Below are 25,480 nucleotides of genomic sequence, written 5' to 3' on the forward strand. Positions count from 1 at the left end.
TAAGTTTAGAATTAACTATTTAATAATTATAACAAATCACAACGTTATAAAGATTTTGTTAATTTTATAAGTTATCAATCTTTAAGATTTCTTTTTGCTATTTTATATCTAAATTTTATATATTTAATTTGTCTTTTTTTATTTTTGTAATTTAATTTTGCTAATTTAAATAGCTCTTTTTCTTGATTATTTTTATTTTTTTTGCTTTCTTTTAAATTTTTTTTATGTTTTTCTAATTTAATTTTTGCAACTGTTTTTTTAGCATAAGCAAGTTTTAATTCAGTTTGAATTTTTTCAACAAGTTCAGTTTGAGTTAATACTTGATTAAAATTATAAGTTTTTGTTAAATGGTTTTTATCATTAAAAATTTCTACTATTAATTTTTGTTTTTTAGCCATTCTTATAGCCAGATTAACTGCTTTGTTATGTTCTAAAAAACTACCATTTTCATCTTTTTTAACTACTAATTTTTTATCATTAGTTTTTTTTATAGTTCAACTCATATTAACACCAATTAAATTATTTACTTATTTTATTCTAATAAATAAAAAAAGAAAAACTTGGATTTCTCCAAGTTTATACTCAATTGGTGCCCTTTATCGGGGTCGAACCGATACGAATTTCTTCGTTAGATTTTGAGTCTAATGCGTCTGCCAATTCCGCCAAAAGGGCTTGATACTAGTTTTATTATATAAAAAAATATGACAAATGTCATACTAGTATTATTTTATTATTAAACGATTTTTTCTTGTTTTTTTAGAGTTCTTAATGTTCTAGCAGATACTTTTATATTAAATACACTACCATTTTCATCTATTACTCTAACTTTTTGCAAATTCAAGTTTCATTTTCTTTTAGTTGCATTTAATGCGTGTGATCTTGATTGACCTGACAAAGCACTTTTACCAGTCAAAGCATCTCTTCTTGCCATAAACTTCACCTCTTAGTTCTAAAATTACTCATACTATTAAATAGTACTATATTTAATTTAAAATTCAAGAAAATTATATCTTTATAAAATAATTATTTGCTAATTTCCTTACTAAATAATTGTCTTTTTTTATGTTAGAATAATTAGGATGAAAGATAGGTGTTTTTCATGGGTAATATAGATCAATTTGTTGTTCAGAGAATAAGAGAAGCTGTAGTTACAGTGCCTGGTGTAGTAGGGCTTGCAAATTTCTCTTCAAAAGATAAAAATGACCTATCTACAAATGACATTCACAAAGCTATTGAATTTGTAATAGATAAGAATATACAGCACTTTAAAATTCATGTGATTTTGCTTTATGAAGTAAACATTTTAGATGTTCTAAAAGAAATTCAAATTCGCGTTAAATATGAATTAGAAAAAAATTTAAAAAATAATATAGAACATAAAGTTGATGTAATTGTTGAAGATTTATTGTTAAAGATTTAATTTTAAAAAATAGGAAAGATCTGAGTAAAATGAAAAAATTAGAATTATTAAAAAACATGATCACAAGTGGAGTTAATAATCTATACAATCATTATCCACAAATAGATAAATTAAATGTATTTCCTGTTCCTGATGGTGATACTGGAACTAATATGAATCTTACTACTACAAATGGTTATAATGAAGTTATTGATGTTGAATATGAAAGCATTGGTAAATTTCTATCAGCTTTTTCTAGAGGATTAATAATGGGGGCTAGAGGTAATTCTGGAGTTATTTTTAGTCAAATTATCAAAGGTCTATCTCTTGGAATGAGTAATGCTAAAGACTTATCTGTTAGTGAATGAAAATCTGGATTTAATAAAGCTAGTGAGATTGCTTATAAAGCTGTTATGAAACCAGTTGAAGGAACAATTTTAACAGTTATTAGAGAAACTAGTGAACAAATTAACCAGCTTGATGATAATATTGATATTAAAAAATTCTGAAAACAAGTAGTTAAAAATGCTAACAACTCTTTAGAAAACACCCCTAATTTATTGCCTTTATTAAAAGAAGTTGGTGTTGTGGATTCTGGTGGTTATGGATTAATTAAATTTTTAGAAGGTATTGAATATTATGTTTCTAATGAGAAAGTTGTTGCTAAATTAGATAAATTAGAAACTAATACTGGTGGAAACATTGATATGCAAATTGAAGAAGAATTTGGATATTGTACAGAAGCTATTGTTATGTTAAATAATGATTGAATTAATAAGCTACAAAATTCAATGATTAGAGATCAATTACAAATTTTTGGAAATACTTCTATAGTTGTAGTTATTGACAATGATATTTTAAAAGTACACACTCACTCACTTTCACCAGGGCAAGTACTACAATTTTTACAACAATATGGAGATTTTCAAACTTTAAAAATTGAAAATATGAATCTTCAAGCAAATAAACAAGTAAAAAATGCTGATCAAAAATGAAAAGAAAACTCAAACATTAAAGCTGAAAGAAAACTTATTAATGAAGTTGCAATTATTTCTGTAGTTTCAAGCGAAAAACAAAAACGTTATTTTGAAAATGAACTAGGAATTAGTTTTGCAATTAATGCTGGATCAAAAATGAACCCTTCAACTGAAGATTTCTTACAAGCAATAGAAACAGTTGATGCTAAAACAGTATTTTTATTACCAAACAGTGGAAATGTTTATTTAACTGCAAAACAAGCTGAAAAATTAGAGAATAAATCTAAAATCTATGTAATTCAAACAAAAACTATTCAACAAGGTATGGTAGCTATATTAAGTTTTGATCCTTCTGTTACTCATTCAAAAAATTATTCTTACTTATCTAAAGCAATTAAAAATGTAATTTCATTCAACATTACAAAAGCAGAAAAAAATACCACTTATAATGGTATTCAAATTAAAAAAGATAATCTATTAGCAATTGTTGATAATAATATTATTGGTGCTGAACAAACATTAGAAGCAATATTTGATAAACAATTATCAAAATATATTAAAAGTAAAACTGAAATAATCACTATTTTTGCTGGTGGTGAAACTAATGAACAAGATTTAGTTAAATTAAGAAAGTTCTTAGATGAAGGATATGATGTTGAGTATGAAATTATTGATGGTGGTCAAGAAACTTATAATTTATTAATAGCAATAGAATAATCCCTAATAGGGATTTTTTAAAGGAGAAATTATGTACAAAATAGCTTTTGATGTAATGGGATCAGATTTAGGAAGTTTAACAGCTATAAAAGCAGCTAGTGAATTTATTAAAGAACATGATGATTTATATTTAATTTTTGTTGGAGATGAAACTGAAATTAAAACTGCTTTAGAGCAAAACCCAATTGATAAAAATAAATATGAAATTTTACCAACTAGTCAAGTAATTGATATGAATGGATCAATTCTAGATATTAGAAGAAAAAAAGATGCATCTATTATTAGAACTTTAGAACTTGTAAGAGATCAAAAAGTTGATGGAATGCTAACAGCTGGAAATTCGGCTGCTTTTATAAGTGCTGCTCATTTTATTTTAGGTGAACTAAATAATATAGTTCGTGCTGGTTTTATGCCAACAATGCCTAATGCTAAAAATAAATTAACTTTATTATTAGATGTTGGGGCAAATAATGAAAATACACCTGAAGATTTAATAAATTATGCAAAAATGGCAAATATTTACTATAAAGAAGTTTTAAAAAATCCTAATGCAACTGTTGGATTATTAAATATTGGAACTGAAAAATCTAAAGGTTTAGAATTACAAAAACAAACTTTTAAACAATTAGAAAAACTAAAAAATATAAAATTTATTGGAAACGTTGAATCAAGAGATGTACTAACTGGTAATGTTGATATTATTGTAACTGATGGTTATAGTGGGAATATATGTTTAAAAGCTTGTGAGGGTGCTGCGAAAGTTTTATTAAATGAAATTAAAAAAGAAATTACTTCATCATTTGTTAGAAAACTAGCTGCTTTAGTTTTAAAAAAATCATTTAAAAATGTTGCTGCTAAATTTGACTATAAAAATCATGCTGGAGCTATTTTATTAGGTGTAAAAGGAATTTGTTTTAAATCACACGGTTCAAGTGATGTTAGATCGTTTAAAGCAACACTAAGAATGACTTTAGATGCTATTAAAAATAATATTGTTAAAAAAATAGAAAAAGGATTAATAAAAAATGAATATTAAAAACTTTTTTGAAAAATATAACATAAAAATAAATGATCAACAAATATATAAAGAAGCTTTAACTCATAATTCTTATGCTAATGAGCGTAAGTTAAAATATTCTTATCAAAGATTAGAATTTTTAGGTGATGCTATTTTACAAATGTATACTTCAAAATTCTTATTTTTTAATTACTCTAAATTAGGTGAAGGTGAACTGACCAGACTAAGAGCAAGTATAGTTAGAGAAGAATCATTATCTAGAATTGCTAGAGATATTAATTTAGGTCAATTAATAAGATTAGGTCATAGTGAACTAATGACTAAAGGTTATGAAAAACAATCAATTTTAGCTGATATATTTGAAGCTTTAACTGCAGCTATTTATTTGGATCAAAGTGAAGAAGGATTATTAATTTGACTAGAGCAAACTTTATTTAAATATATGAAAGATCCCACTTTTATTAATGTTACAAAAGACTTTAAATCTGAATTACAAGAATTATTACAATCAGAAAAAAGAAGTGATTTAAAATACATTACTGAAAATGAAGAATTTTTTGCAAATGAAAATAAAACTTTATACACAGTTAGCATTAATTTAGATGGGCAAAAATTTGGAGTTGGTAAAGGTTATTCTAAACAAGAGGCTGAACAGAATGCTGCTAGTGATTGTTTGTCAAAACTTAAAAAACCATTAAGTAATTAAAAGAACGTGAGTTCTTTTTTTATTACTTGTTATTATAATTTTGCTCTTAGTAGATAAAAATTTTTATGAACTATTTTAGTAAAGTAATTATGCTAAAATTTATATAAGAATCAAGAGGTGAACAATATGAGACCAAAATATAGTTACAAAGATATTTCAGATTGATTTTTATCAAAAGAAAGTATGACACCTAAAAAACTTCAAAAACTAACTTATTATGCTGAAGCATGAGCTTATGCATTATTTGATGAAGGCATTCTGAGTGATACATCATTTCAAGCGTGAATACATGGTCCTGTTTCTCCTGAATTATGAAGAGATTACAAAGTTTATGGATGAAATGAAATTCCAAAAAAAGAAAATAATGATTATAAATTGGATAAAAATACTCTAGAGCTTTTAGATGCAGTTTGGAGTACTTATGGTGAAAGAACTGGATATGAATTAGAAGCCATATCACACTCTGAAACACCTTGAATAAATGCAAGAAAAGGTTTAGAAGAATTAGAAGCATCAACTAAATTAATTAAACCAGAAGATATGAAAAATTATTATAGAAGTATTTATACAGGTGATTAATTTTGAAAAAAAGCTTAACTAAAGAACTAAATTGAGATAAGAAAAGTGAGCTATCATCTAAAGACAAATCATATCCATTTAAGATTGCTATTATTCATGAGTTAGATAATGGTTTTGATTTTAAATCACTTACAATAAGTGGTCTTAAAAATTTTCATAACTTAATATATGATATTTTGAGTAAAAAATTAACAATTGCTCAAGTTGAAAAATTATATATGAGAACACATTCTAAGCCACTTGAAAAAAGATGAGTAAGTGAGCAGTTAGAAATTAGAGAAATACATTTAGGAAAAAATAGAAATCCTTTTAGATTATTTGGCTATTTAAATAAAGACAATTATTTTGTTCTAACAAAAATAGATCCTAATCATGAATATCATGACTAATTGTTAAGAGCGAAATCTTAATGTTTTTATAACAAGAAATATAAATTAATTTATTTAAAACAACTAATTATTAAAACAATCAATAAAAAAATAGTGTTATTTAGATTTAATTCTATTGATACTATTTTTATTTTATTTAATATCTAATATAATGTGTTTTTAAGCAAGTATAAGTTATTTAAAAAAATAAATAAAATTATCTCATTTAAAGATTTATTTTTTAGAATTTTTATCAAAAATCATAGAGTTTTTAAGTATTTTTTATTAATAAAAATTATTTAAAAAGTATTGGACTGACAAATTTAAGGTATAAAAAAATTTTATTTTTGATCAATATGATTTAAAACATCTTGATTAAAAAGAGGCATTTTTTCTTCAATTAAATTATTTTCAATTTCCTTTCTAAAATTTTGTGCCTTTGCAACTTTTCTGACATTTCATTTTTTTAAAGATTGTCTAAATGACTTTGCTCTAGCAAACATTCCATACATATCAATTACGTTTGATGTGTCTCATTTTGAAATGTCTTGATTAAAAGACTCGGCATCTGCAAACATATTATTAGTTGATGCAACATTAGAAATATCTCAATTTGTTATTTTTCCATTGAATTTTGTGGCATCTCAAAACATATGTGCCATATTTTTTACATTTTTAACATCTCAATTGTTTAAATCTTGATTAAAATTTTTTGCTCCAAAGAACATAGCAGACATATCAGTAACTTTTGAAGTATTTCACTTACCAATTGGTTGGTCAAATTTTTCCGCATCAAAAAAAACACCGCTCATATCAGTAACTTTTGAAGTATTTCAATTAGATATATTAGTATTAAAGTTTTTAGCATTATTAAATGCGTTTGTAAAACTTGTTACATTTGATGTATTTCACTTATCAAGGTTAATAATATTTTGAGTTTTTAAATTTTGAAATGCATTATAGAATGAATTAATTTTTAATGGTAATGTTACAGGAACCTTTGTAATAGTCTTTTTTTCAATATTCAATCGTATATGAGTTTCATATTTTTTATAACCTATTTGTGTTATTTCATCAAGATTAGTAGGTGAATATTTAGTTTTTACTTCATCTTGTAAAACAGTTTTTAGAACAAATGGGATTTCTATATCAAAATATTTAAGTTTAAAATTATTTTTATTATCACCAGGAATTAAATTCTTATTAGCTAGTGTCTTATCTAAAAGTTCTAATTTATCCAAGTCTTTAATACCCTGGTTTTGAGCATAAACTTTAATTTGATCAACAACGTCTTGGAAAGTATGAAAACTACCAAAAGCTTCACTTTGTTGTTCTAAAATATTTTTAATTTCATCAATTGTTTGTTTATTTGGGCTAAAAGTTGGGGTTTGGTTTTTTGGTTTTTTAACTTCTGTGTTCGGCTTTTTGGTTTTTTTAGTTTCTTTTGTTTGCGTTGTACAACTTATTACTAATAAACTTGTAGTTGGAATTAAAGTAATCACACTTAAAAACTTTAAGATATTTTTCATATACTTTCCTTTCTTTTATTGTTAAGTTTACAAAAAAAAAAAAAAAAAAGTAAATAAGTAAATAAGTATTTTTTATTAATGAAAATGATTTAAAAATTATTAAATAAACCATTTCAATGTATAAAAAATTTTATTTTTGATCAATAAGTTTTGAAACTTCTGGATAAAATTTAGGTGTTTTTTCATTAGGTAAATTATCTTCAATTCCTTTTCTAAAGTTTTGTGCACTTATAACCTTTTTAACATATTTGTCCAAATATTTTGTCCTAGTTTTGATTTTGTTATTTTTTAAAATAATATAATATAAATGTGTTATATAAAGGAGTTATTAATTAATGTTATTTTTAAAGCAGATTAGAGCTAGTGGGTTCAAATCATTTGCTGATCTTACAGTAATGGATTTTAATTATGATATGACTGGAGTTGTTGGTCCAAATGGTTCTGGAAAATCAAACATTACTGATGCAATTAGATGAACTTTAGGAGAACAATCAACTAAAACTTTACGTGGAAGTAAAATGGATGATATTGTCTTTAGTGGAAATAATGAAAAAAAAGCAGCTGATGTTGCTGAAGTAACATTAGTTTTTAATAATACTCATGAAAACTTTTCTTCAATCAAAAGTGATATTGTAGAAATTACTCGAAAGTTTGATAAAAACACTAGAGAAAGTGAATTTTATATTAATTCTAATAAATGTAAACTAAAAGATGTTCAATCTATTGCTTTAGAAGCGGGATTAACTAGATCAAGTATTGCTATTATTTCTCAAGGAACTGTTGCTAACTTTACTGAATCAAAACCTGAAACAAAAAGAGAAATTTTTGATGATGCAGCTGGAGTAAGTAAGTATAAAAAAAGAAAAAAAGAAACTTTATTAAAATTAGAAAAAGCAACTGAAAACTTAACAAGACTTGAAGATATTGCAAAAGAAATTTCTAGAAGATTACCAAATTTAGAACGTCAATCAAAAAAAGCTTTAGAATACCAACAAAAAGTCAATGAACTAAAAAATATTGAATTATATATTTTAACTAAAGATTTAAGAGTTTTATCAAATAGAATTGAAGAATTAAGAATAGAAAAAATAGAATATGAAACTCAAATTAAAAAGTTAACTAATGAAATTAATATGAATCAAGATGAAGTTAACTTAATTATTGATAAAGATGCTGAAGATAATCAAAAATTATCTGAACTTAATACTAAATTTAATTCATTAGTCCAAAAAATTGCAAATTTAAAAGTTAGAAAACAAAAAGCAGAATTAAAAGAACAAGAAAATCTTAATACAAAAGATCAAGATGAATATAAAGCAACTTTAATTAAAAAACAATTTGATGAAAAACAAATTAGTATTAAATCTGAAAAAGATAAAATCACTAAAGCTGAAGATTCATTATTAGAATTAAAAGAAAAATATGACTATTATACAAGTAAATATAATGAAATTTATAGAGAAATTGAAACTATTAGAACAGCAATTTCAAGAATTAATATTCAACTTGAAACAATAGAACATAGAAAAAAAACTGCTTTAAATTCATATCAGGATGCAATTAGTGCTATTTTAAATAATCAAAAACAAATTAGTGGAGTTATTGGTGTTTTAAAAACACTAATCAATGTAAAAGAAGAATATCAAATTGCTATTTCAGTAACAGCTAGTGGTCATATGAACTCACTAGTTATGAAAACCGATCAAGATGTTAAAAAAGCTATAGAATTTTTAAAAAAGAATACTAATTTAGGTAGAGTAACTTTTTTACCTTTAAATACTTTAAGTCCTAATTTGATTAATCCTGCTCAAAAACAAATATTAGAAAAAAGCGAAGGTTTTGTTGGCTTTGCTAATGAATTAGTAGAGTATTCTAATGAGATTTCAAAAGCTGTTGAATATGCTTTAGCAAATATAATAGTAGTGCAAACTTATGATGATGCTATTAATTTAGCAAAAAATACTAATTTTAGATTTAATATTGTTTCACTAGATGGACAAAGAATTTTACCACATGGAGCAATAATAGGTGGTTCAGCAAAAAATGCTAATATTTTTGCAAAACAAAATTCTTTAAATCAAGATAATAATTTAGAAGAATTAAAAAATAAAATAGAAGCTTTAGAACAAAAAGAATTAATAAAAACAAAAGAACTAACTGAATATAAAACAGCAAATGATAATTTAAGAGATCAAATTAATGATTTAAATGGTATTATCAGAAATTCCAAAAATAATTTATTCAATTGAACAGAAAATCTTAAAGAGTTATCTGATGAACATAAAAGCTTGATTGGTAAAGATTTATTTACTGGTATATTTAGTAAAAATGAAGAATCAGAATCAATTATATTATCAAAACAAATTTCAGAACTAGAAATTCAAAGAGATGAAGTTCAAATTGAAATTAATTCAATTTCTTTTAAACGTACTCAAAGTATGGAAAAACAAAAAGAAATGAATTCTGCTAACAGTTTAAAAAGAAATGAACTTGATGAATTAAAAAACCATGCAGGATCAATTAATACTGAGTATAATGTTTTATTACAAAGAAGAATAACAATAATTGACCGTTTATCTAATGGATATCAAATTACTGAAGAAACTGCTTTAACTATGGATATTCCAAAAATTGAAGACGAACAATTAGCAAGAGAAAAAATTATAGAATTAACTGCTTATATTCAAAATATCGGAAATGTTAATATGGATGCTATTGAAGAATATAAAACTGAAAAAGAACGTTTTGATTATTATGATCAACAAATAAAAGATATTTATAGTGCTAAAGAAAAATTAGAAAGTATTATCTTAGATATTGATATTGCAATGGAGTCTCAATTTAAACAAATTATTGAAGATGTTAATAAAGCTTTACCAGATGTATTTTCAAAAATGTTTGGTGGGGGTTATGCTGAATTAATTTATACTGATCCAAATAATATATTAGAAACAGGAATAGATATTAAAATTTTTCCACTAGGTAAAAAAATTACAAATCTAAACTTATTATCTGGAGGAGAAAAATCTCTAGTTGCTTTATCTGTATTGTTTGCTATTTTAAAAGCAAGACCTCTACCTTTAGTAATCTTAGATGAAGCTGAAGCTCCACTAGATCCAGTTAATGTTGAAAGATTTGCAAGATATGTAAGACATTTTTCAGATAATACTCAGTTTGTAATTGTTACTCATAGAGAAGGAACAATGACTCAATGTGATTCATTATTTGGAGTAACAATGCAAACTAAAGGAATAACAAAAATTATTAATGTTAAACTTGTTGAAGCTAAAAATTTACACTAATTAATTAAAAAATCCTTGGATCCCCAAGGATTTTTATTATTTAATCTTTTGATTTGAAATTCCTCTTTCAACTCCATTAATGCCAGGTATAGATCTTAAAGCTGAAATTGTTTGGGTTAACTGAGTACTATTTTTAATTTTAACAGTAATCTCTCCGCTAGATAATAATGATTTTTGATCAGTAAGAATATTAGCATTAATAATTGAAACTTTTAATCCTGAAATAATTTTACTAATATCATAAAGTAATTTATTTCTATCAATTCCAAAATATTTTAATTTAGTAGTGTACATATTTTTTTCAGCAACAGCTTCATTTCACTGTACAACTACTAATCTTGATTTCATATTAGTTCAATCGATATTTATGCATTCTTTTAAATGTACTTTAATACCACTATTTTTAGTAACAAATCCAACAACTTCTTCATATGGAATTGGCATACAACAACTTGCTAAAGTAGTTTTGATATTTTTAATACCATCAACCAAAATATCATTTTTAATACTAGTATCATAAATAATTTTTGATTTAATACTTGCATAAGCTTCATCATCTTTTGAATAATTTTGCTTTATAAAAACTTTTTCAGCAGCTTGATTTATTGTAAATTCACCTTTAGCTACATCTAATAAAAAATCATTTAATGAGTTATAACCCATTGATTTAACTGTCTCTAATATTTCATCAGCTGTTTTTTTCTTTCATTTTCAATCTTTTTGATTAATATAAGCATTAATATTAGTTTCAGTTTTTTTAATTAATTCTTTTTGTTGATCTTTTTTATCTAATGTTTCTTCATTAATTTTCTTTTGTAAATATTTTTTAATTCTGTTTCTTGCATTAGAAGTAACTACAATTTTTAACCATTCATGAGTTGGTTCTTGTTTTGGAGATGTTTTAACTTCAACAACTTCTCCAGATTTTAAAACAGTATTAATTGGTGAAAACACACCATCAATTCTAGCTCCAATTGTTTTTTCTCCAATTTCAGTATGAATTCTATAAGCAAAATCTAAAACAGTTGATCCGTAAGGTAAAGTGATCACAGCTCCATTTGGTGTTAAAACATAAATAGAAGCAGTAAATAAATCATCTTTAATCGATTGTTCAATTGATAATTGTTGATCATCAGATTGATCTAAATCTAAAATTCGACTAAAAATATCTATCTTATCATCTATTTCTTTTTGTTTTTTAGCAATATCAACAATTTCTCCTTCTTTATATCTTCAATGTGCAGCTGCCCCAGTTTCAGCAACTTGATTCATTTCTTCAGTTCTAATTTGAACTTCAAAAATATTGCCATTTGAATCAGATAAAGTAGTATGTAAAGATTGATAAACATTATTTTTAGGAGTTGCAATATAGTCTTTAAATTTTCCAGCCAAAGGAATGTATTTTTGATGAATAAACCCCAAAATTTTATAACAATCATCAATAGATTTTGTAATAATTCTAATTGCTAATAAATCAGAAATTTCTTCAAAATTTTTACCAATGACATTCATTTTTCTATAAATAGAATATATAGTTTTAGGTCTTCCAAAAATACTAATAATTTTAATATTTTTTTCTTTTTTTAAATATTGTTCAAGATTAACTATAATTTCATTAATAATTTGCTGGCGTTTTTCCATATCACTATTAAATAAATCAGTGATTTTTTTAAATTCTTCTGGATTTAATATTTCAAATGATCTATCTTCTAATAAAGACTTAGCACTTTTCATACCAATTCTATGAGCAATTGCTGAATAAATTTCTAATGTTTCTTGAGCAATAATTTTTTGTTTTTCAGAGCGTAAATTTTTAATAGTATAAATATTGTGTAATCTATCAGCAATTTTAATAATAATTACTCTAATGTCTTTTGACATTGATAAATAAAGTTTTCTTAAATATTTTGATTTAATTTGTTGACGATTTTCTTTTGCAAAAAAACTTACTTTAGTAACTGATTCAACTAAATTGGCTACTTCTTCATTAAAAAGTTCTACAAGCTCTTCTTTTTGAATAGGAGTATCTTCTAAAATATCGTGTAATAATCCAGCAATAATAGTATTTGGTCCCATTCTTCATTGAGCTAAATAATAAGCAGCAGATAGTGGATGATAAATATAAGGATCACCATTTTTTCTAGTTTGATTAAAATGACATTTAAACGCATATTTATAAGCTTGTTCAATGCGTTCTAATTCACTTTTATTTTTAATATATTTTTTTAACTCAGTTAATAAATCTTTAAAATCTTTAATTTCACGATAATCAAAAGACATATAATTATACTTATTGAGCACACTATCACATCCTTATATTAGAATAATTATAAAAAAATAAAGACATTTAGTCTTTATTTTTAATATTTTATTAGTTTTTGTACTTGATATTCGCTAAATAAATCTTCTTTGTGTAAGAAAGTTAAATCAATTAGAAATGACATTCCAACAACTTGTGCTTTACTTAGTTTAACTAAATCAATAATAGCTTGCATAGTTCCACCAGTTGCTAAAACATCATCAATTACAACTACTTTATCATTTGGTTTTAAATCTTCTTTATGAAGTTGTTGATGATTAGTACCATATTCTAAGCTATATTCAACATCATAAACTTCTCTTGGTAGTTTATTTGGTTTTCTTACTAAAACAAATCTTTTATTAGTAGCATAAGCAACAGCAGATGCTAATAAAAATCCTCTAGCTTCAGGAGCAACAATTACATCAACATCAAGTTGCTTAACAAATTCTGCAATTGTATCAATTGCATTTTTAAATGCATCTTTATTATTTAATAATGGTGTTATATCTTTAAAAACAATTCCTTTTTGAGGAAAATCTTTGACATCAACTACAAATTCTTTTAAATTCATATTTTTCCTTTCTAATCATTAATTCCATTAATGATTTGTTCTTCTTGATTTATTTTAAAGTTTTGAACATAGTATCTATATCCTAAAACATGTATCATACGTTTTTTTTCTAATCAAATTCAAATAGGTAAAGCAATTAATAATGAAACTAAGCTAGCTATTAAAATGCCAATACTAATAGTTAATCCCATTCCAATAATTGAATACATACCAAATGAAATTATTAAAGCATAAATTATATAAATTGTTGTTACTAAAAAACTTCTACTCATACCAAATTTAAAAACATTAATAAAAGTTTCTTTTAAAAAGGCATTATTATTAGCAATTAAATCAATTTCAATTTTGGTATGTTTTTTATGTTGTTTTAAAATCTTTTTATTTTCTTTAATCTCTAATTTTAAATTTTTATATAACTGATTGTGTTTTTTATTAAAACGTAATTTTAAATTCTGTTTTAGTTTAAAAAACATTTTAGCTAATATAGATTTAATATTTTTTGATTCTAATTGTTGTTTAATTAGATTCTTTTTATTATTTTTATATTCAACTTTAAGTTTGTGAATTTTATTATCTACTTGATATCTAGTAGCTTTTTTATTTGAATAAGCAAGTATTTCTTTTTCAAACATTTCAGAAAAAGTTTTATTGTCTTTTGATTTAATAATTGACTTACCTTTTCCTAAAAATAATACACAAGTAATAATAGTAAAACTTAATACAGCTAAAATAGCGCTTAAAATTTCAATTCCAACTGGTACTCTAAAAATAATTACTAATGAACTTACTAAAACTATTGTTAAAACTAATGTTAATGCTAAAGCTACAAAATAAGTTCATTTAAATCTAATTAAAATATAAATTAATAATGCTAATAAAGTAATTGCAAATATAATTGCTATATTTTTAATTTCACCATATGCAGTAACTGGTATGTTTACTAAATTAATAATACCACTAGATGAATTATTATCATCATGATCATATCTAATAGATAAATCTGGATTTTGTAAATTATCTCTAACAAATAATTTTTCAAAAATATTAATAATTCTATTATCTTTAGCATTAACTATTCTAAAACTTACATAAGCTAATTGCTTATTATCAAGATCTTTATTATTAGTGTCAACAAAATCATAACCATAATCAACATCAACACTAGCTCTAAAATATTTATTATAAGAAACTGGATTTTTTCATAAACTTACATAGTTTTTATTAACAATTTCTTTATAAATTTGAGCTACAACATAACTAGCTCATCTATTTTTATTGACTTTATCTAAATCAGTATAATTTTTGTTTAGTATTGATTTCATATAAGCATCTTGACTAAATTTAACTCTTTCAAGATACTCACCCATTTTAACAATTTCTCTACCTCTTTTAGTAGATTTGTCAAATTGTTTATAGTTTCTTATTGATTCATTTAAATTATCATAAATATCATTAACTTTTTGACCATAAGCAATAACTGAAATACTTTTACCAAAACTTGAGCTATAATTTGGACCAATTGTAAATCCAATAATCGCTCCTAAAAAAGTACAAATTATAAAAATAATTGTAAATATTTTATTAACTTTAAAAATTTTTCTTTGATTATTTTTATTTTCTAAACTTTCTAATACTTGATTTGATGTTAATTGATCAATTTTAGCTTTTAAATATTCTTGTTTTATTAAATTGTTTTTTATTAATGATTTAATTAAAGATTTTTTATTAGTTTTTTTTGAAATTTTATTTTCAAATTTTAATAAGCGTTTATTTAATAAGTCTAATTTTGCTTGAATCTTTTTATATTCTTTAGTTTCTTCTTTTTTAGATTTAATAATTTGTTGTTGTTTATTTAAATAAAAATTATATTTATCTTTAATTTTTTTTAACTTAATTAAATCTTTAGTAGTTAGTTTTTCTCTTTTTTCTTCAAGCTTTAATAAATAGTTATTTACAGATTCTAGTTTAACTTGATCTTTTTTAAGTTGATTTTCTTTTTTAGATTTAATAATTTGTTGTTGTTTATTTAAATAAAAATTATATTTATCTTTAATTTTTTTTAACTTAATTAAATCTTTAGTAGTTAGTTTTAATTTAGAATTTAAGTTCTCAATTCTTGATGAATAAAGACTTAACATCAAGTCATTAAATCAAGTTGATTGAGAGTTTTTTAAAGTATTTAATGGCAATAATCAAGGATATTTTGTAAATAACTTAGATTTTAAAACTATTCAAGTTAATAAACGTAAACCTAAAATAACAAACAAAATAACTATTAATATATTAATAACACTAATTGTAGCTAGATTTTTTAAAGCTCCAGATCCAAAAATAAATAATAAAATATTTGGGATTAAAATAATAAATGATGTGTCTAGTAAAATAGTTAAAGTATCTTTATTACTAATCTTAAATGAAGATTCTGGAGATAATTTTTCTTTATAAATATGGGTTTTTAAGTTTTCAAAATAAATAATACTTGCATCTAGTATTAAACCAATACCAACAAACATTATCATAAAAATTTCAGGACCAATTGCCATATTAAAAATAATTGGTACTAACATTGTTAGTGAAGCTGAAATTGCAGCAAGAACAATTGCAAATAATCCTAATAATCTATATGAAAATAACATAAACACTAGAACTGCTAGTGCTAAAATTACTAAACATCCTAAAGTAATAATTAACATTATATTAGTAATATCAGCACTAAACTCTTTAATTGATAAAACTTTAAAAGTATATCCTAATGAAGTTTGTAAAATATCAGATTCAACTTGTTTTGCCATTGTATTACTTCATACAGGAATATAAAGTTTAGTTATTTGAGTTTTTCTATCTGTAACAATAGCAGGATTAGTTGTAACTATTCTAGTATTATCTGGTGATATTTGATTATTATGTAATAAAACATTATTTCTAAATAAAGTTTGGTCTAAGTTTCTATTAACAACATGTTCTTTATCAGTTGTATCTTTTTTAAACAAAATTTCAGTCATTATTATTGAAATCAGTTTATTAGAAACTTTATCAATATAATCTAATTCTTCATCTTGCGAAATACTATTATCACTACTAATTTTTAATTTATTATAATATTTACCAACATTACCTTTATCATCTTTAATAAAGTCTTTTTCACTGGCATTAGCATCATATAAATATTTATTAACTGAATTTGTAAATCTAAAAATATGTCTATCATTTTTTTTATCTAAATTATTAGTTCCAAATAAAACATATTTTAAATCATTAGTATTTTCAATTTTACCTGTTTGGTTACTTTTTCATCACTTATTAATTTTAGAATCAACTAAACTAGTTCTTTGAATAGTTAAATTTCCAGATGTACCTTCTGTAGTAGTTGTACTATATTCAATAGCAAATAAATCTTTTAAAGTTTTAACTGCTAAAGTATCTGATGCATGACTACTAATATAATCTTGAATTGGTTTAATAATTTGATTAAAGTAAGTATTTAAATATTTTTCAATAATTTGCTTATTAGTTGAATTTGCTTTTTTATAATAAGTTCTTAAAGTTTCAATAACATAACCAACTGAAGTAATCATAGTTAATGAATTGCTATCTTTATTTTTTTTTGGATCTATTAAATTTTTTAAATATTCATTTTTTAAATTAAAACTAACAAAAGGAGAGTTTTTATTTGAAAAGTTAGCAGGTTGTAATGATTCAACTCTTGCTTCACCTAAAAACTCTTCTAAAGTAAGTTTTTTATTAACTCTTTTATCAGAAGAATTTTTTGAATAAACTTCACCAACTCCAATAATTTTCATTAATTCTTCATTAAAGAAAATATCTTGATAATTTTTATCTAAAATAAATAAACCACCAGTTCTTTCAATGGCGTTTTTAAAATCATCTTGATTATTAGAATAAGCTTTTTTTGAAGCTTTAATAAAAACACGTGAAAGACCAGCTTGTTGAGTTTCAATAGTATTATCAGAAAATGGAGATAGTTTTTTTTCTAGTGATTTAGCCCCTTTAAAAGCATCACCATTTGGGATTTCTTCTTCTTGATTTTTAGTTTTATCATAAACACCAACTAAAGCTTGATAACCACCAACAAACTTAGAACCATACAAAGTATTATTAGCTATTTTATAACTAGAAAAACCAATTCCAGTTAATAAAGTTAAAATAAGGATTAGCATAATAATAAAACGTAGAATTTTTTTAAAGCTAGCTAATCTATTTTTCATTATCTACTTCTCCTTTAAAAAATTAAAACCTAAAAAATTCAAGTACTAAAAAACAAACTCGATAGAATAATTATAACACTTTAAAACTTTATACTTAAAACTAAATTATTTTACTCTTTGTTTTTATTTTTTTATCATTTGTAATTTTTTGTTTAGTCATTAAAACAGATTCTTTTTCAATTTTACTCATCATTTTTCTGTCAATAATCACTTTTTTATATAAAGATAACTCTCTTTTTTGAGTATCTAACGAATAACTTCAAGGCCCTTGAACTTTTTTAGTTCTAATTAATGAAATCATCATATCTTGATCAATATTATAGGCTCCAACTTGAAGTGGTTTTCAATCCATTCATCCAATATGAATCATAATTACACTTTGAGCAATATAACCATTTTCTTTCTTAGCTGTTTGATTTTCTAAAAAATGAATATTATTTCTATATCCAGACTCAAATAAATAATTTTTTACTTCTCTTGGTTTTGTTGTTGAAATTAAAACTGTAAATAATCTATTTTTTGGATAAACTCGATCAATAACAACACCTTGAATCACAAAACAAATAAATGAAGCAAATAAACTTGGACCAAATATAAATTTTAATTTAATAATAGTCGTTAGATTATCATAACCTACAAAATCAGCATTTGAAGCAATAGTTTGAGCTATTTGTTGTCTTGTTCAAATTTTTTGATCATTAATAGATCAATTTGTTGGTAAATAGAAATGATGGTGTGAATTAACATCAGAAATAAATTTTCCTGAATCTTTTGCTTTATTATAAATTTCAGTAAACTGAGCATCGTTTAATGTATTTAAAACACTTAGTTTTGCTGTTGAATCAATTTTATAAATTGGCATAATTGCTGTATTTAAAATTACAAAAACTATTAATAAAGTAAAATTAATTTTCATATTAATTGAACCAATTTGTTTATTATATTTTTTTGAAACATAAGCACTAATAAAATCAGTTCCAGCAGTTGAAGAACCTACTTTATATGTTAATGAATAAGTTAAACCTAAAAATAATCCACCAAAAATAGAAAAAACAAATAATCATAATTTAGATGACCATTCACTTGGTAAAGATGAAATTAATTTGTAATTAATAATTAAAGATCATTGGTCTGGATTAATTACTGGAAGTCTAGTAATAATTTGATTTCAGCTAATACTTAACAAAATATATAGTAATGATGTTAAAGTAAACTTAATTCCAACTTTAATAAACCCAAAAATAAAAAAAGGAAGATTGACAAGAAATAAAAATATAAAAAAACTACTTGATGAAGATAAATTAATATTTTTATTTAAAATAATACTTAAAAATCTAGCAATTGTTGCAGTTCCACCAGGAAATAATCCTGTATCTCCAGTTGCTAAAATAAAATAATCCATTGTTATTGTATTAGCTAAAGCAGCTAAGGCAATAATAAAAATATCTCATCAAAAACTACTTTTAAAATAAGTTTGATGTTCTACTTTCTTTTTGTGTTTATTAAAAATTTTTATATAACTTTTTTCATATGAAGGGTCTTGTTTTATTTCATTAATTTCTTCATCAGTTAAGTTATTATTTTTTTTAGGTTTAATGGTTGGTAATTGCATATTTTATCCTTTATAAAATATATTATTACATAAAATATCTAATCAAATAGTTCTGATCTTCTTTTTTGATATTTTGCTTTTTTTATTTTTTCAATATTTTCTTTAATATGTTTACGTCTTATTTTTTGTTTAATTTTATCAAGCTCTTGTTTTCTTTTTTTCTTATAACCTGGTTTAACTTTTTTATTTTGATATTTACTTATAACTTGTTTTGATTCAGCATCTAATTCTTTAAAAACTTTAACTTTTTTATAATTAGTTTTTATATCAACTAACTGATTGTCAATAAGTTTCTTAGTTTCAAATTCAATACCTTTTTTAATTAGTTCCTCAATTTGAATTTTATTTTTTAAATTATAAATTATATAACTATATCCAATTGAATTATTTCTTCCAGTTCTTCCAGATCTATGTATATAGTAAGTTAAATCATTTGGTAAATTAATTGAAATAATATGACTTACACCTTTAATATCAACACCTCTAGAAGCAACATCAGTTGCGACTAAATATTTAAATTCATTATTTTGAATTTTTTTTAACATTGATAATCTTAATCTTGGCTGTAAGTTACCATGTAATTCAGCAACTTGTTTAATATTATTTTTATGCAAAATTTCAACTATTTTACTAATTTCATCTTTTTGATTAACAAAAATAATACATAAAAAAGGATTAATTGAATTAATAATTTGTATTAAACTTTGTTCTAGTTCTTTGTTTTTAGTATCAATTAAAATATGTTTAACATTACTTGTTGAAATTTTATTTTGACTATCATCAATAAAATGAGCATTTTTAATATATTTTTTACAAAATACACTAAGTTGTTGAGAAATAGTTGCACTAAATATTCCAATTGTAACATCTTGATTAATTTTAGAAATTAAATAATCAACATCTTCAATAAAACCTAGATCAAAAATCATATCACATTCATCAATAATAAAATAACTTGTAGTTGTTAGTCTTAGTTTATTTAAATCATAAAGTTCTTTTAATCTAGTTGGCGTTCCAATTACAATATGTGGTTGTTTTTTTTCTAGTTGCTCAATATTTTTACTAATATCTTCTCCACCAATAAATAAATTACAACTAATTAAAGAATTTTTTTTAAAAAATAGTTTAGTGTTTTGATAAATTTGTAAACCAAGTTCTCTAGTTGGAGTAATAATTACTGCTTGAACGTAATTATCACTATTTTCTTCTAATTTTAAATTATTTAAAATAGGTAATAAAAAACTATGAGTTTTACCTGTTCCTGTATGTGCTAAAGCAATAACATTTTGGTGTTTTTTTAATAAAGGAATTACTTTTTTTTGAATTGAAGTTGGAGCTATAAATTCAATTTGATCTAAAGTATCATTAATATACTTTTTAAAACCAAAATCAGTAAATTTCATTTTATCACCTATTTTTCTATAAATTGATTTTTAACATCATAACTAAATATTTGTAAATCTTTAAATTGAACTTGTAATTTATTTTTAAGATCTTCAACAAAATGGTTTTCAGCATAATGTCCAATTTCTATTAAATTAACATTATTACTATTTGCATAAATTCATTGATCTCATTTAACTTCACCAGTTATAAAAGTACAATTTTTTAATGAATTTTCAATCATTGTACTAGCTCCAGAACCACTAGTTAAATAGAAATCTTTAATTTTAGCATCTAAATTAGTATTTGAGTTTAATCTAATTTGATCTAAACTAAAAATTTCTTTAAGTTTATTAACTAAATTATTAATAGTTATTTTTTGATTTAAATAAAATAAATTTGATTCTTTGTCTTTACCATATTTTTTAAAAGAATTGATTTCTAATTTTTTATTTAAAATTTCAAATAAATTTTGTCTAATACTAGAATCATAATTTGTATGAATTGAAAAAACTATAATTTTGTTTTTTATTAGTTTTTTTATCATTTGTTTTTTATTAGGATTTTTCTTTTCTAATTTTAATTCATTAAAAATAAAGGGGTGTCTTGTAATAATTAATTGAATTTGATTATTAATAGCAAATTCTAAACAATCATTAGTTAAATCCAAACATATTAAAACTTGTTTTATATTTATATTAGCTAGTTTTTTACTTTCAAATTGAAAACCAACATGATCTCAACTGCTAGCTTTTTTAGGATTAAATAACTTATTTAAATAAGTAGTAATATTATTTAATAACATTTATATACTTTCTAATTTTATTAATTTGATGTTTAATTTCTAAATATCTTAAATTGGCTGGATTAATTTTGTTTAAAATCTTTTTTAAATTGATAATTTCACTTTCTAAATAACTAATATATAAACTGTTTTTATAAAAAAACTGTTTCTGACCAAATTCTATATCTAATTCATTTAAATGATCAGATTTTTGAGTTTTATTAATTTCAATTAACCAATAATAGTGATTATCTTCAAATAAAAATAGTTCATTTTTAATTAAATAATTATTTTTATAAGCTCATAATCTAAGGTTTTTAATAGGAGTATTAGAACAAATTATATAACTACTAATCTTATGATGATCATTTTTTAAAATTTCTAAAATAGTTTGACTTCCTAAACCACAAATTGTTGCATAATCTATATTTGAAATTTGTTCGTTTTTAACAAATTCTAAACCATTAGATAAAATGGCAAAAATTTGGCCTTCTAAACCAAATTTTTTAATATTATTTTGAGCTATTTTTAAAGGTTTTTGATTAAGATCACAAGCATAAGCAAGTTTAGTTTTATTATTTTGAACCAAATATATTGGTAAGTAAGCATGATCAGTACCAATATCAGCTATTGCTGATGTATTATTAATTAATTTTGCAACTTGTTTTAATCTAAAAGACAACATTAATATCCTTTATAAAATTCTTTTAATGTTTTTCCAGATTTATTATTTAGTGATGGTTGTTTTAATTTTCTAATAGTTTTTGCTTCAATTTGTCTAATTCTTTCTCTAGTAACATTTAATTCTTTTCCAACTTCTTCTAAAGTTCTTGCTGAATCATATTTTGCTAAATTATTATTAATAATTTCATTATTAAATTTTCTAACTTTTTCAATTGGTGTATCTAAATGAATATCTAATTCTTCAATTGCTTGCTTTAATTCTTTAGCAGATGAATCATTACATTCTTGAGCAAGTCTTAATAAAGTTCTTAATCTTGTAGGAACAATTCCATATCTCATTCTAATAACTTTTTCTTCTCTTGGTGGCATATCTTCAAAAACTTTATCCATAACTTCTTTTAGAATTTCTTTTTCAGTATATTCATTTGGAGAAACCATATCTTTATCTTCAACAAAATCTCCAAAGTGAGTATCATCTTCATCACCAAAAGGTTTTTCTAAACTTACTGGTTCAATTGAGAGTTTTTTAATTTCAATAACTTTATCAGAAGTTATACCCTCACCAACTCTATTAGCAATTTCTTCAGCATTAGGTTCTCTTCCTAACTCTTGAGTTAACTGACGTTCAACTCTTGCTAATTTGTTAATTGTTTCAACCATATGTACTGGGATTCTAATAGTTCTTGCTTGATCAGCAATAGCTCTTGTTATTGCTTGACGAATTCATCAAGTAGCATAAGTTGAAAATTTAAATCCTTTTTCATATTCAAATTTATCAACAGCTTTCATTAAACCAATATTTCCCTCTTCAATTAAATCTGCAAAATCTAATCCACGATTTAAATGTTTTCTAGCAACAGAAATAACTAGTTTTAAGTTTGATTCAATTAATTTATTTCTACCTTCTTTAACATCTTCAGGATCATCACTAACCGCCATTTTAGCATACATTATTTCTTGATCTTTTGTTAAAATAGGGGCTTGACCTATTTTATAAAAATATGTTTTAATAATGTCTTGAATTTTAGTTTCATTACTAATACCACCAACACGATATTTCATATGATTTGAAGATTTTGCAGATTTTCTTCCTCTTAAAGCTGCACTTTTTGCTTGTTTAAATTCATCTAAATCATCATTAATATGTATATCAAAATCATCACCTAAACTAGTTGAAGCATTATCTAATTCAAAATCTAAATCTTCTAGATCTTCTAAATTTTCTAATTCTTCAAGTTCTTCTTCATGTTGATCGATTTCTTCTATTACAAGATCATCTAATAGATCTGAAAAAATTACACCTTTATTTTGTAAAACATCTAATAATTTTTCAGATTCATTATCTGAAGCATTTGGAAAAATATTAGCAAAAACTTCTAATACATCTTCAGATGAAACTTTATTGTTATTCTTTTTTGCAAATGAAACTGTATAATCTAAAAAATCATCAAATGAAGCAATCTTTTTTAATTCTGTTTTATTATTAAATTTAGCCATAATTACCTCTTTTTCTTTTTGTTTTTCAGAGTATCAATTCCATTTCAAATCTGAATTCTCTCTGTTTTGTTTTTACTTTCAGCAAGCATTTTTTTTAAATTTAAAACTTCTGCATGTTTATGATATAAATCTAATTTATTAAAAGCATCATCAATTTCAGACTCTTTAATTGCTATTTGTGTTATTAAAGAATTATTAATAATTTCTTCTTGTTTTTTATCAAAGCCCATAAGATTATACTCTTTAAGTAGTTCAAATGCTTTATTAATATCATTTCCTTGATAAATTTTTTTATTATATAAATTAATTAGATTAATTGTTGCATATTTAATGTCTGGATGAATCATCTTTTCAACATTAGCTGCAATTTTATCTAAAAATTGATCACTTATCAGTAATGAAACAAAAATTCTTTGTTCAGCATTAATATATTCTTTTTTTATAAAATCAACTGGAAGTTTTTTACTAATAGGTTTATTAGTTGTGTAAAGTTTTTGAATAGTATTTTTATTAGTTTGTTGTTTATTTGATTTAATTTTTAAATCATCTAAAGTTTTTTTAATAGTTTGTTCTGAAATTTTAGTTAATTCACATAGTTTTTTAATAGTATTTTCAACTAATATATTGTTATTGAGATCAACTATAAAATTTAAAACATTTTTGATAAAATTTTCAATTTGATCAGGATCATTAATATCAGTTTTTATTCATTTTTTTTCTATTAAATAATTAATAGGGTGAATAGGTTTATTAATAATTTGTTTAAGATATTCAATATCATTATTAATTAATTCATCAGGATCATAACTAGTTTGATTATCAATAATTTTTACATTAATTTGCTGTTTTAATAATTGATGACTAATCTTAATATTTGCTTGAACTCCAGGATCATCACCATCTAAAAAAAGCAAAACTTCTAAATTATGTTTTTTAAATAGCTCAAGATGATAATTAGATAGACTAGTACCCATTAAAGCAATAACATTATTAATATCAATTCTACTTAAACTAATAACATCCATAAAACCTTCTAAAACAATTATTTGTTTTAAGGCTTTACTAATTTTTAATGCATTGGCTATATTATAAGCTAAATGAGATTTTTTAAAAACTTTATTTTCTTTAGTGTTTAAATATTTGGGTTCGTTATCTTTAGTATAACTTCGACCACTAAAACCAATAATATGACTATTTTCATCTTTAATTGGAAAAATAATTCTATTTGTAAAATAATCTTTATTATAACTATTAGTAATAATTCCTAAATTAGCTTTTTCAATATCTAAACTATTATAGTTTTTATCTAGTAATTTTTGAACAAGATTTGTTTTATCACTAGCAAATCCTATTTCAAACTTTTTAATTTCTTCAATACTAATATTTCTTAGTTTTAAATATTCTAAAGCATTAGTCCCTAAATTAGAAAATAAAGTGGTTTTAAAAATATCATTTGCTTCAGAATTTAATTTAAAAATCATTTCAGATTCTAAATCTTTTATAGGTTGATGAAAATCTTTTAATTCATCAAGTTGTATATTAGATTTTTGACATACTGTTTTTAAAGCTGTTAAAAAATCAACATGCTCATAATCTTTTATAAAATTAATAACATTTCCAGTGGCTTTACAACTAAAACAAGTATAAATTCTTTTTTGTGGTGAAATCGTTAGTGATGGGTTTGAATCATTATGAAAAGGACAAATAGCCAAATAATTATTACCTTTTTTAATTAGATGTAAATAAGAAGAAATTATATCAACAATACTAACTCGTGAAATGATTTCATTAATTTTTTCATTTGTTATATATACCATGCAATCACC

General features: G+C 23.1%; 20 protein-coding genes and 1 tRNA gene. 7 read left to right on the forward strand and 14 right to left on the reverse strand.

Features of this window, described 5'->3' with window-relative positions; genetic code table 4:
- Window positions 1-71 precede the first annotated feature (71 nt).
- The 3 genes from MSB_RS02440 to rpmB form a co-directional block, all read right to left on the reverse strand.
- Window positions 72-503, reverse strand: coding sequence for a hypothetical protein (locus tag MSB_RS02440; protein ID WP_013447790.1), 432 nt, complete (start codon window positions 501-503; stop codon window positions 72-74).
- A gap of 84 nt (window positions 504-587) precedes the next feature.
- Window positions 588-672 (reverse strand) — tRNA-Leu (locus MSB_RS02445).
- A 61-nt stretch (window positions 673-733) separates the two neighbouring features.
- Complete coding sequence (gene rpmB / locus MSB_RS02450; protein WP_013447791.1) at window positions 734-931, reverse strand: 50S ribosomal protein L28; 198 nt, start codon at window positions 929-931, stop codon at window positions 734-736.
- A gap of 168 nt (window positions 932-1,099) precedes the next feature.
- Between rpmB and MSB_RS02455 the strand changes: the two genes are divergently transcribed.
- From MSB_RS02455 to MSB_RS02480, 6 genes are all read left to right on the forward strand, one after another.
- Window positions 1,100-1,420: an Asp23/Gls24 family envelope stress response protein gene (locus MSB_RS02455; protein ID WP_013447792.1), complete on the forward strand. Its 321-nt coding sequence runs from the start codon at window positions 1,100-1,102 to the stop codon at window positions 1,418-1,420.
- Between the two features lie 29 nt (window positions 1,421-1,449).
- Window positions 1,450-3,093: a DAK2 domain-containing protein gene (locus MSB_RS02460; RefSeq protein ID WP_013447793.1), complete on the forward strand. Its 1,644-nt coding sequence runs from the start codon at window positions 1,450-1,452 to the stop codon at window positions 3,091-3,093.
- A 31-nt stretch (window positions 3,094-3,124) separates the two neighbouring features.
- Window positions 3,125-4,129, forward strand: coding sequence for a phosphate acyltransferase PlsX (gene plsX, locus MSB_RS02465; RefSeq protein ID WP_013447794.1), 1,005 nt, complete (start codon window positions 3,125-3,127; stop codon window positions 4,127-4,129).
- Window positions 4,119-4,817: a ribonuclease III gene (rnc, locus tag MSB_RS02470; protein WP_013447795.1), complete on the forward strand. Its 699-nt coding sequence runs from the start codon at window positions 4,119-4,121 to the stop codon at window positions 4,815-4,817. The genes plsX and rnc overlap by 11 nt, the downstream gene beginning before the upstream one ends.
- 126 nt (window positions 4,818-4,943) lie before the next feature.
- Window positions 4,944-5,396, forward strand: coding sequence for a Panacea domain-containing protein (locus MSB_RS02475; protein WP_013447796.1), 453 nt, complete (start codon window positions 4,944-4,946; stop codon window positions 5,394-5,396).
- A 2-nt stretch (window positions 5,397-5,398) separates the two neighbouring features.
- The gene (locus MSB_RS02480; RefSeq protein WP_013447797.1) at window positions 5,399-5,785 is read left to right on the forward strand and encodes an MAG6450 family protein; all 387 of its coding nucleotides are present in this window, start codon (window positions 5,399-5,401) and stop codon (window positions 5,783-5,785) included.
- Window positions 5,786-6,105: 320 nt separating this feature from the next.
- On the opposite strand, the gene MSB_RS02485 is transcribed toward MSB_RS02480, so the two are convergent.
- Both MSB_RS02485 and MSB_RS05350 read right to left on the reverse strand, forming a co-directional pair.
- Complete coding sequence (locus tag MSB_RS02485) at window positions 6,106-7,293, reverse strand: BspA family leucine-rich repeat surface protein (RefSeq protein WP_013447798.1); 1,188 nt, start codon at window positions 7,291-7,293, stop codon at window positions 6,106-6,108.
- A 130-nt stretch (window positions 7,294-7,423) separates the two neighbouring features.
- Complete coding sequence (locus MSB_RS05350) at window positions 7,424-7,549, reverse strand: hypothetical protein (protein WP_014584398.1); 126 nt, start codon at window positions 7,547-7,549, stop codon at window positions 7,424-7,426.
- A 79-nt stretch (window positions 7,550-7,628) separates the two neighbouring features.
- On the opposite strand from MSB_RS05350, the gene MSB_RS02490 reads away from it, so the two are divergent.
- Window positions 7,629-10,595: a chromosome segregation protein SMC gene (locus tag MSB_RS02490; RefSeq protein WP_013447799.1), complete on the forward strand. Its 2,967-nt coding sequence runs from the start codon at window positions 7,629-7,631 to the stop codon at window positions 10,593-10,595.
- Window positions 10,596-10,631: 36 nt separating this feature from the next.
- On the opposite strand, the gene MSB_RS02495 is transcribed toward MSB_RS02490, so the two are convergent.
- From MSB_RS02495 to dnaG, 9 genes are all read right to left on the reverse strand, one after another.
- Window positions 10,632-12,875 (reverse strand): RelA/SpoT family protein, encoded by a 2,244-nt coding sequence (locus MSB_RS02495; protein ID WP_013447800.1) that lies wholly within the window; start codon window positions 12,873-12,875, stop codon window positions 10,632-10,634.
- Between the two features lie 80 nt (window positions 12,876-12,955).
- Window positions 12,956-13,468 (reverse strand): adenine phosphoribosyltransferase, encoded by a 513-nt coding sequence (locus MSB_RS02500; RefSeq protein ID WP_013447801.1) that lies wholly within the window; start codon window positions 13,466-13,468, stop codon window positions 12,956-12,958.
- Between the two features lie 11 nt (window positions 13,469-13,479).
- Window positions 13,480-17,694 carry a protein translocase SecDF, variant type gene (locus MSB_RS02505; protein ID WP_013447802.1) on the reverse strand — a complete coding sequence of 1,405 codons (4,215 nt, stop codon included), beginning with the start codon at window positions 17,692-17,694 and terminating at the stop codon, window positions 13,480-13,482.
- A 100-nt stretch (window positions 17,695-17,794) separates the two neighbouring features.
- Window positions 17,795-19,306: a YitT family ABC transporter gene (locus MSB_RS02510; protein WP_013447803.1), complete on the reverse strand. Its 1,512-nt coding sequence runs from the start codon at window positions 19,304-19,306 to the stop codon at window positions 17,795-17,797.
- Window positions 19,307-19,344: 38 nt separating this feature from the next.
- Entirely contained in the window at window positions 19,345-20,709 is a 1,365-nt protein-coding gene (locus MSB_RS02515; protein WP_013447804.1) for a DEAD/DEAH box helicase, read from the reverse strand.
- 8 nt (window positions 20,710-20,717) lie between these two features.
- Complete coding sequence (locus tag MSB_RS02520) at window positions 20,718-21,494, reverse strand: Nif3-like dinuclear metal center hexameric protein (protein ID WP_013447805.1); 777 nt, start codon at window positions 21,492-21,494, stop codon at window positions 20,718-20,720.
- Window positions 21,481-22,158, reverse strand: a complete 678-nt coding sequence (locus MSB_RS02525) for a tRNA (adenine(22)-N(1))-methyltransferase (RefSeq protein WP_013447806.1) — start codon at window positions 22,156-22,158, stop codon at window positions 21,481-21,483. Before MSB_RS02525 ends, MSB_RS02520 begins: the two co-directional genes overlap by 14 nt.
- The gene (locus tag MSB_RS02530; RefSeq protein ID WP_013447807.1) at window positions 22,158-23,654 is read right to left on the reverse strand and encodes a sigma-70 family RNA polymerase sigma factor; all 1,497 of its coding nucleotides are present in this window, start codon (window positions 23,652-23,654) and stop codon (window positions 22,158-22,160) included. The genes MSB_RS02525 and MSB_RS02530 overlap by 1 nt, the downstream gene beginning before the upstream one ends.
- A 2-nt stretch (window positions 23,655-23,656) precedes the next feature.
- Entirely contained in the window at window positions 23,657-25,471 is a 1,815-nt protein-coding gene (gene dnaG / locus MSB_RS02535) for a DNA primase (protein WP_013447808.1), read from the reverse strand.
- Window positions 25,472-25,480 lie beyond the last annotated feature (9 nt).

Source organism: Mycoplasma leachii PG50 (assembly GCF_000183365.1).
Classification (GTDB): domain Bacteria; phylum Bacillota_I; class Bacilli_A; order Mycoplasmatales; family Mycoplasmataceae; genus Mycoplasma; species Mycoplasma leachii.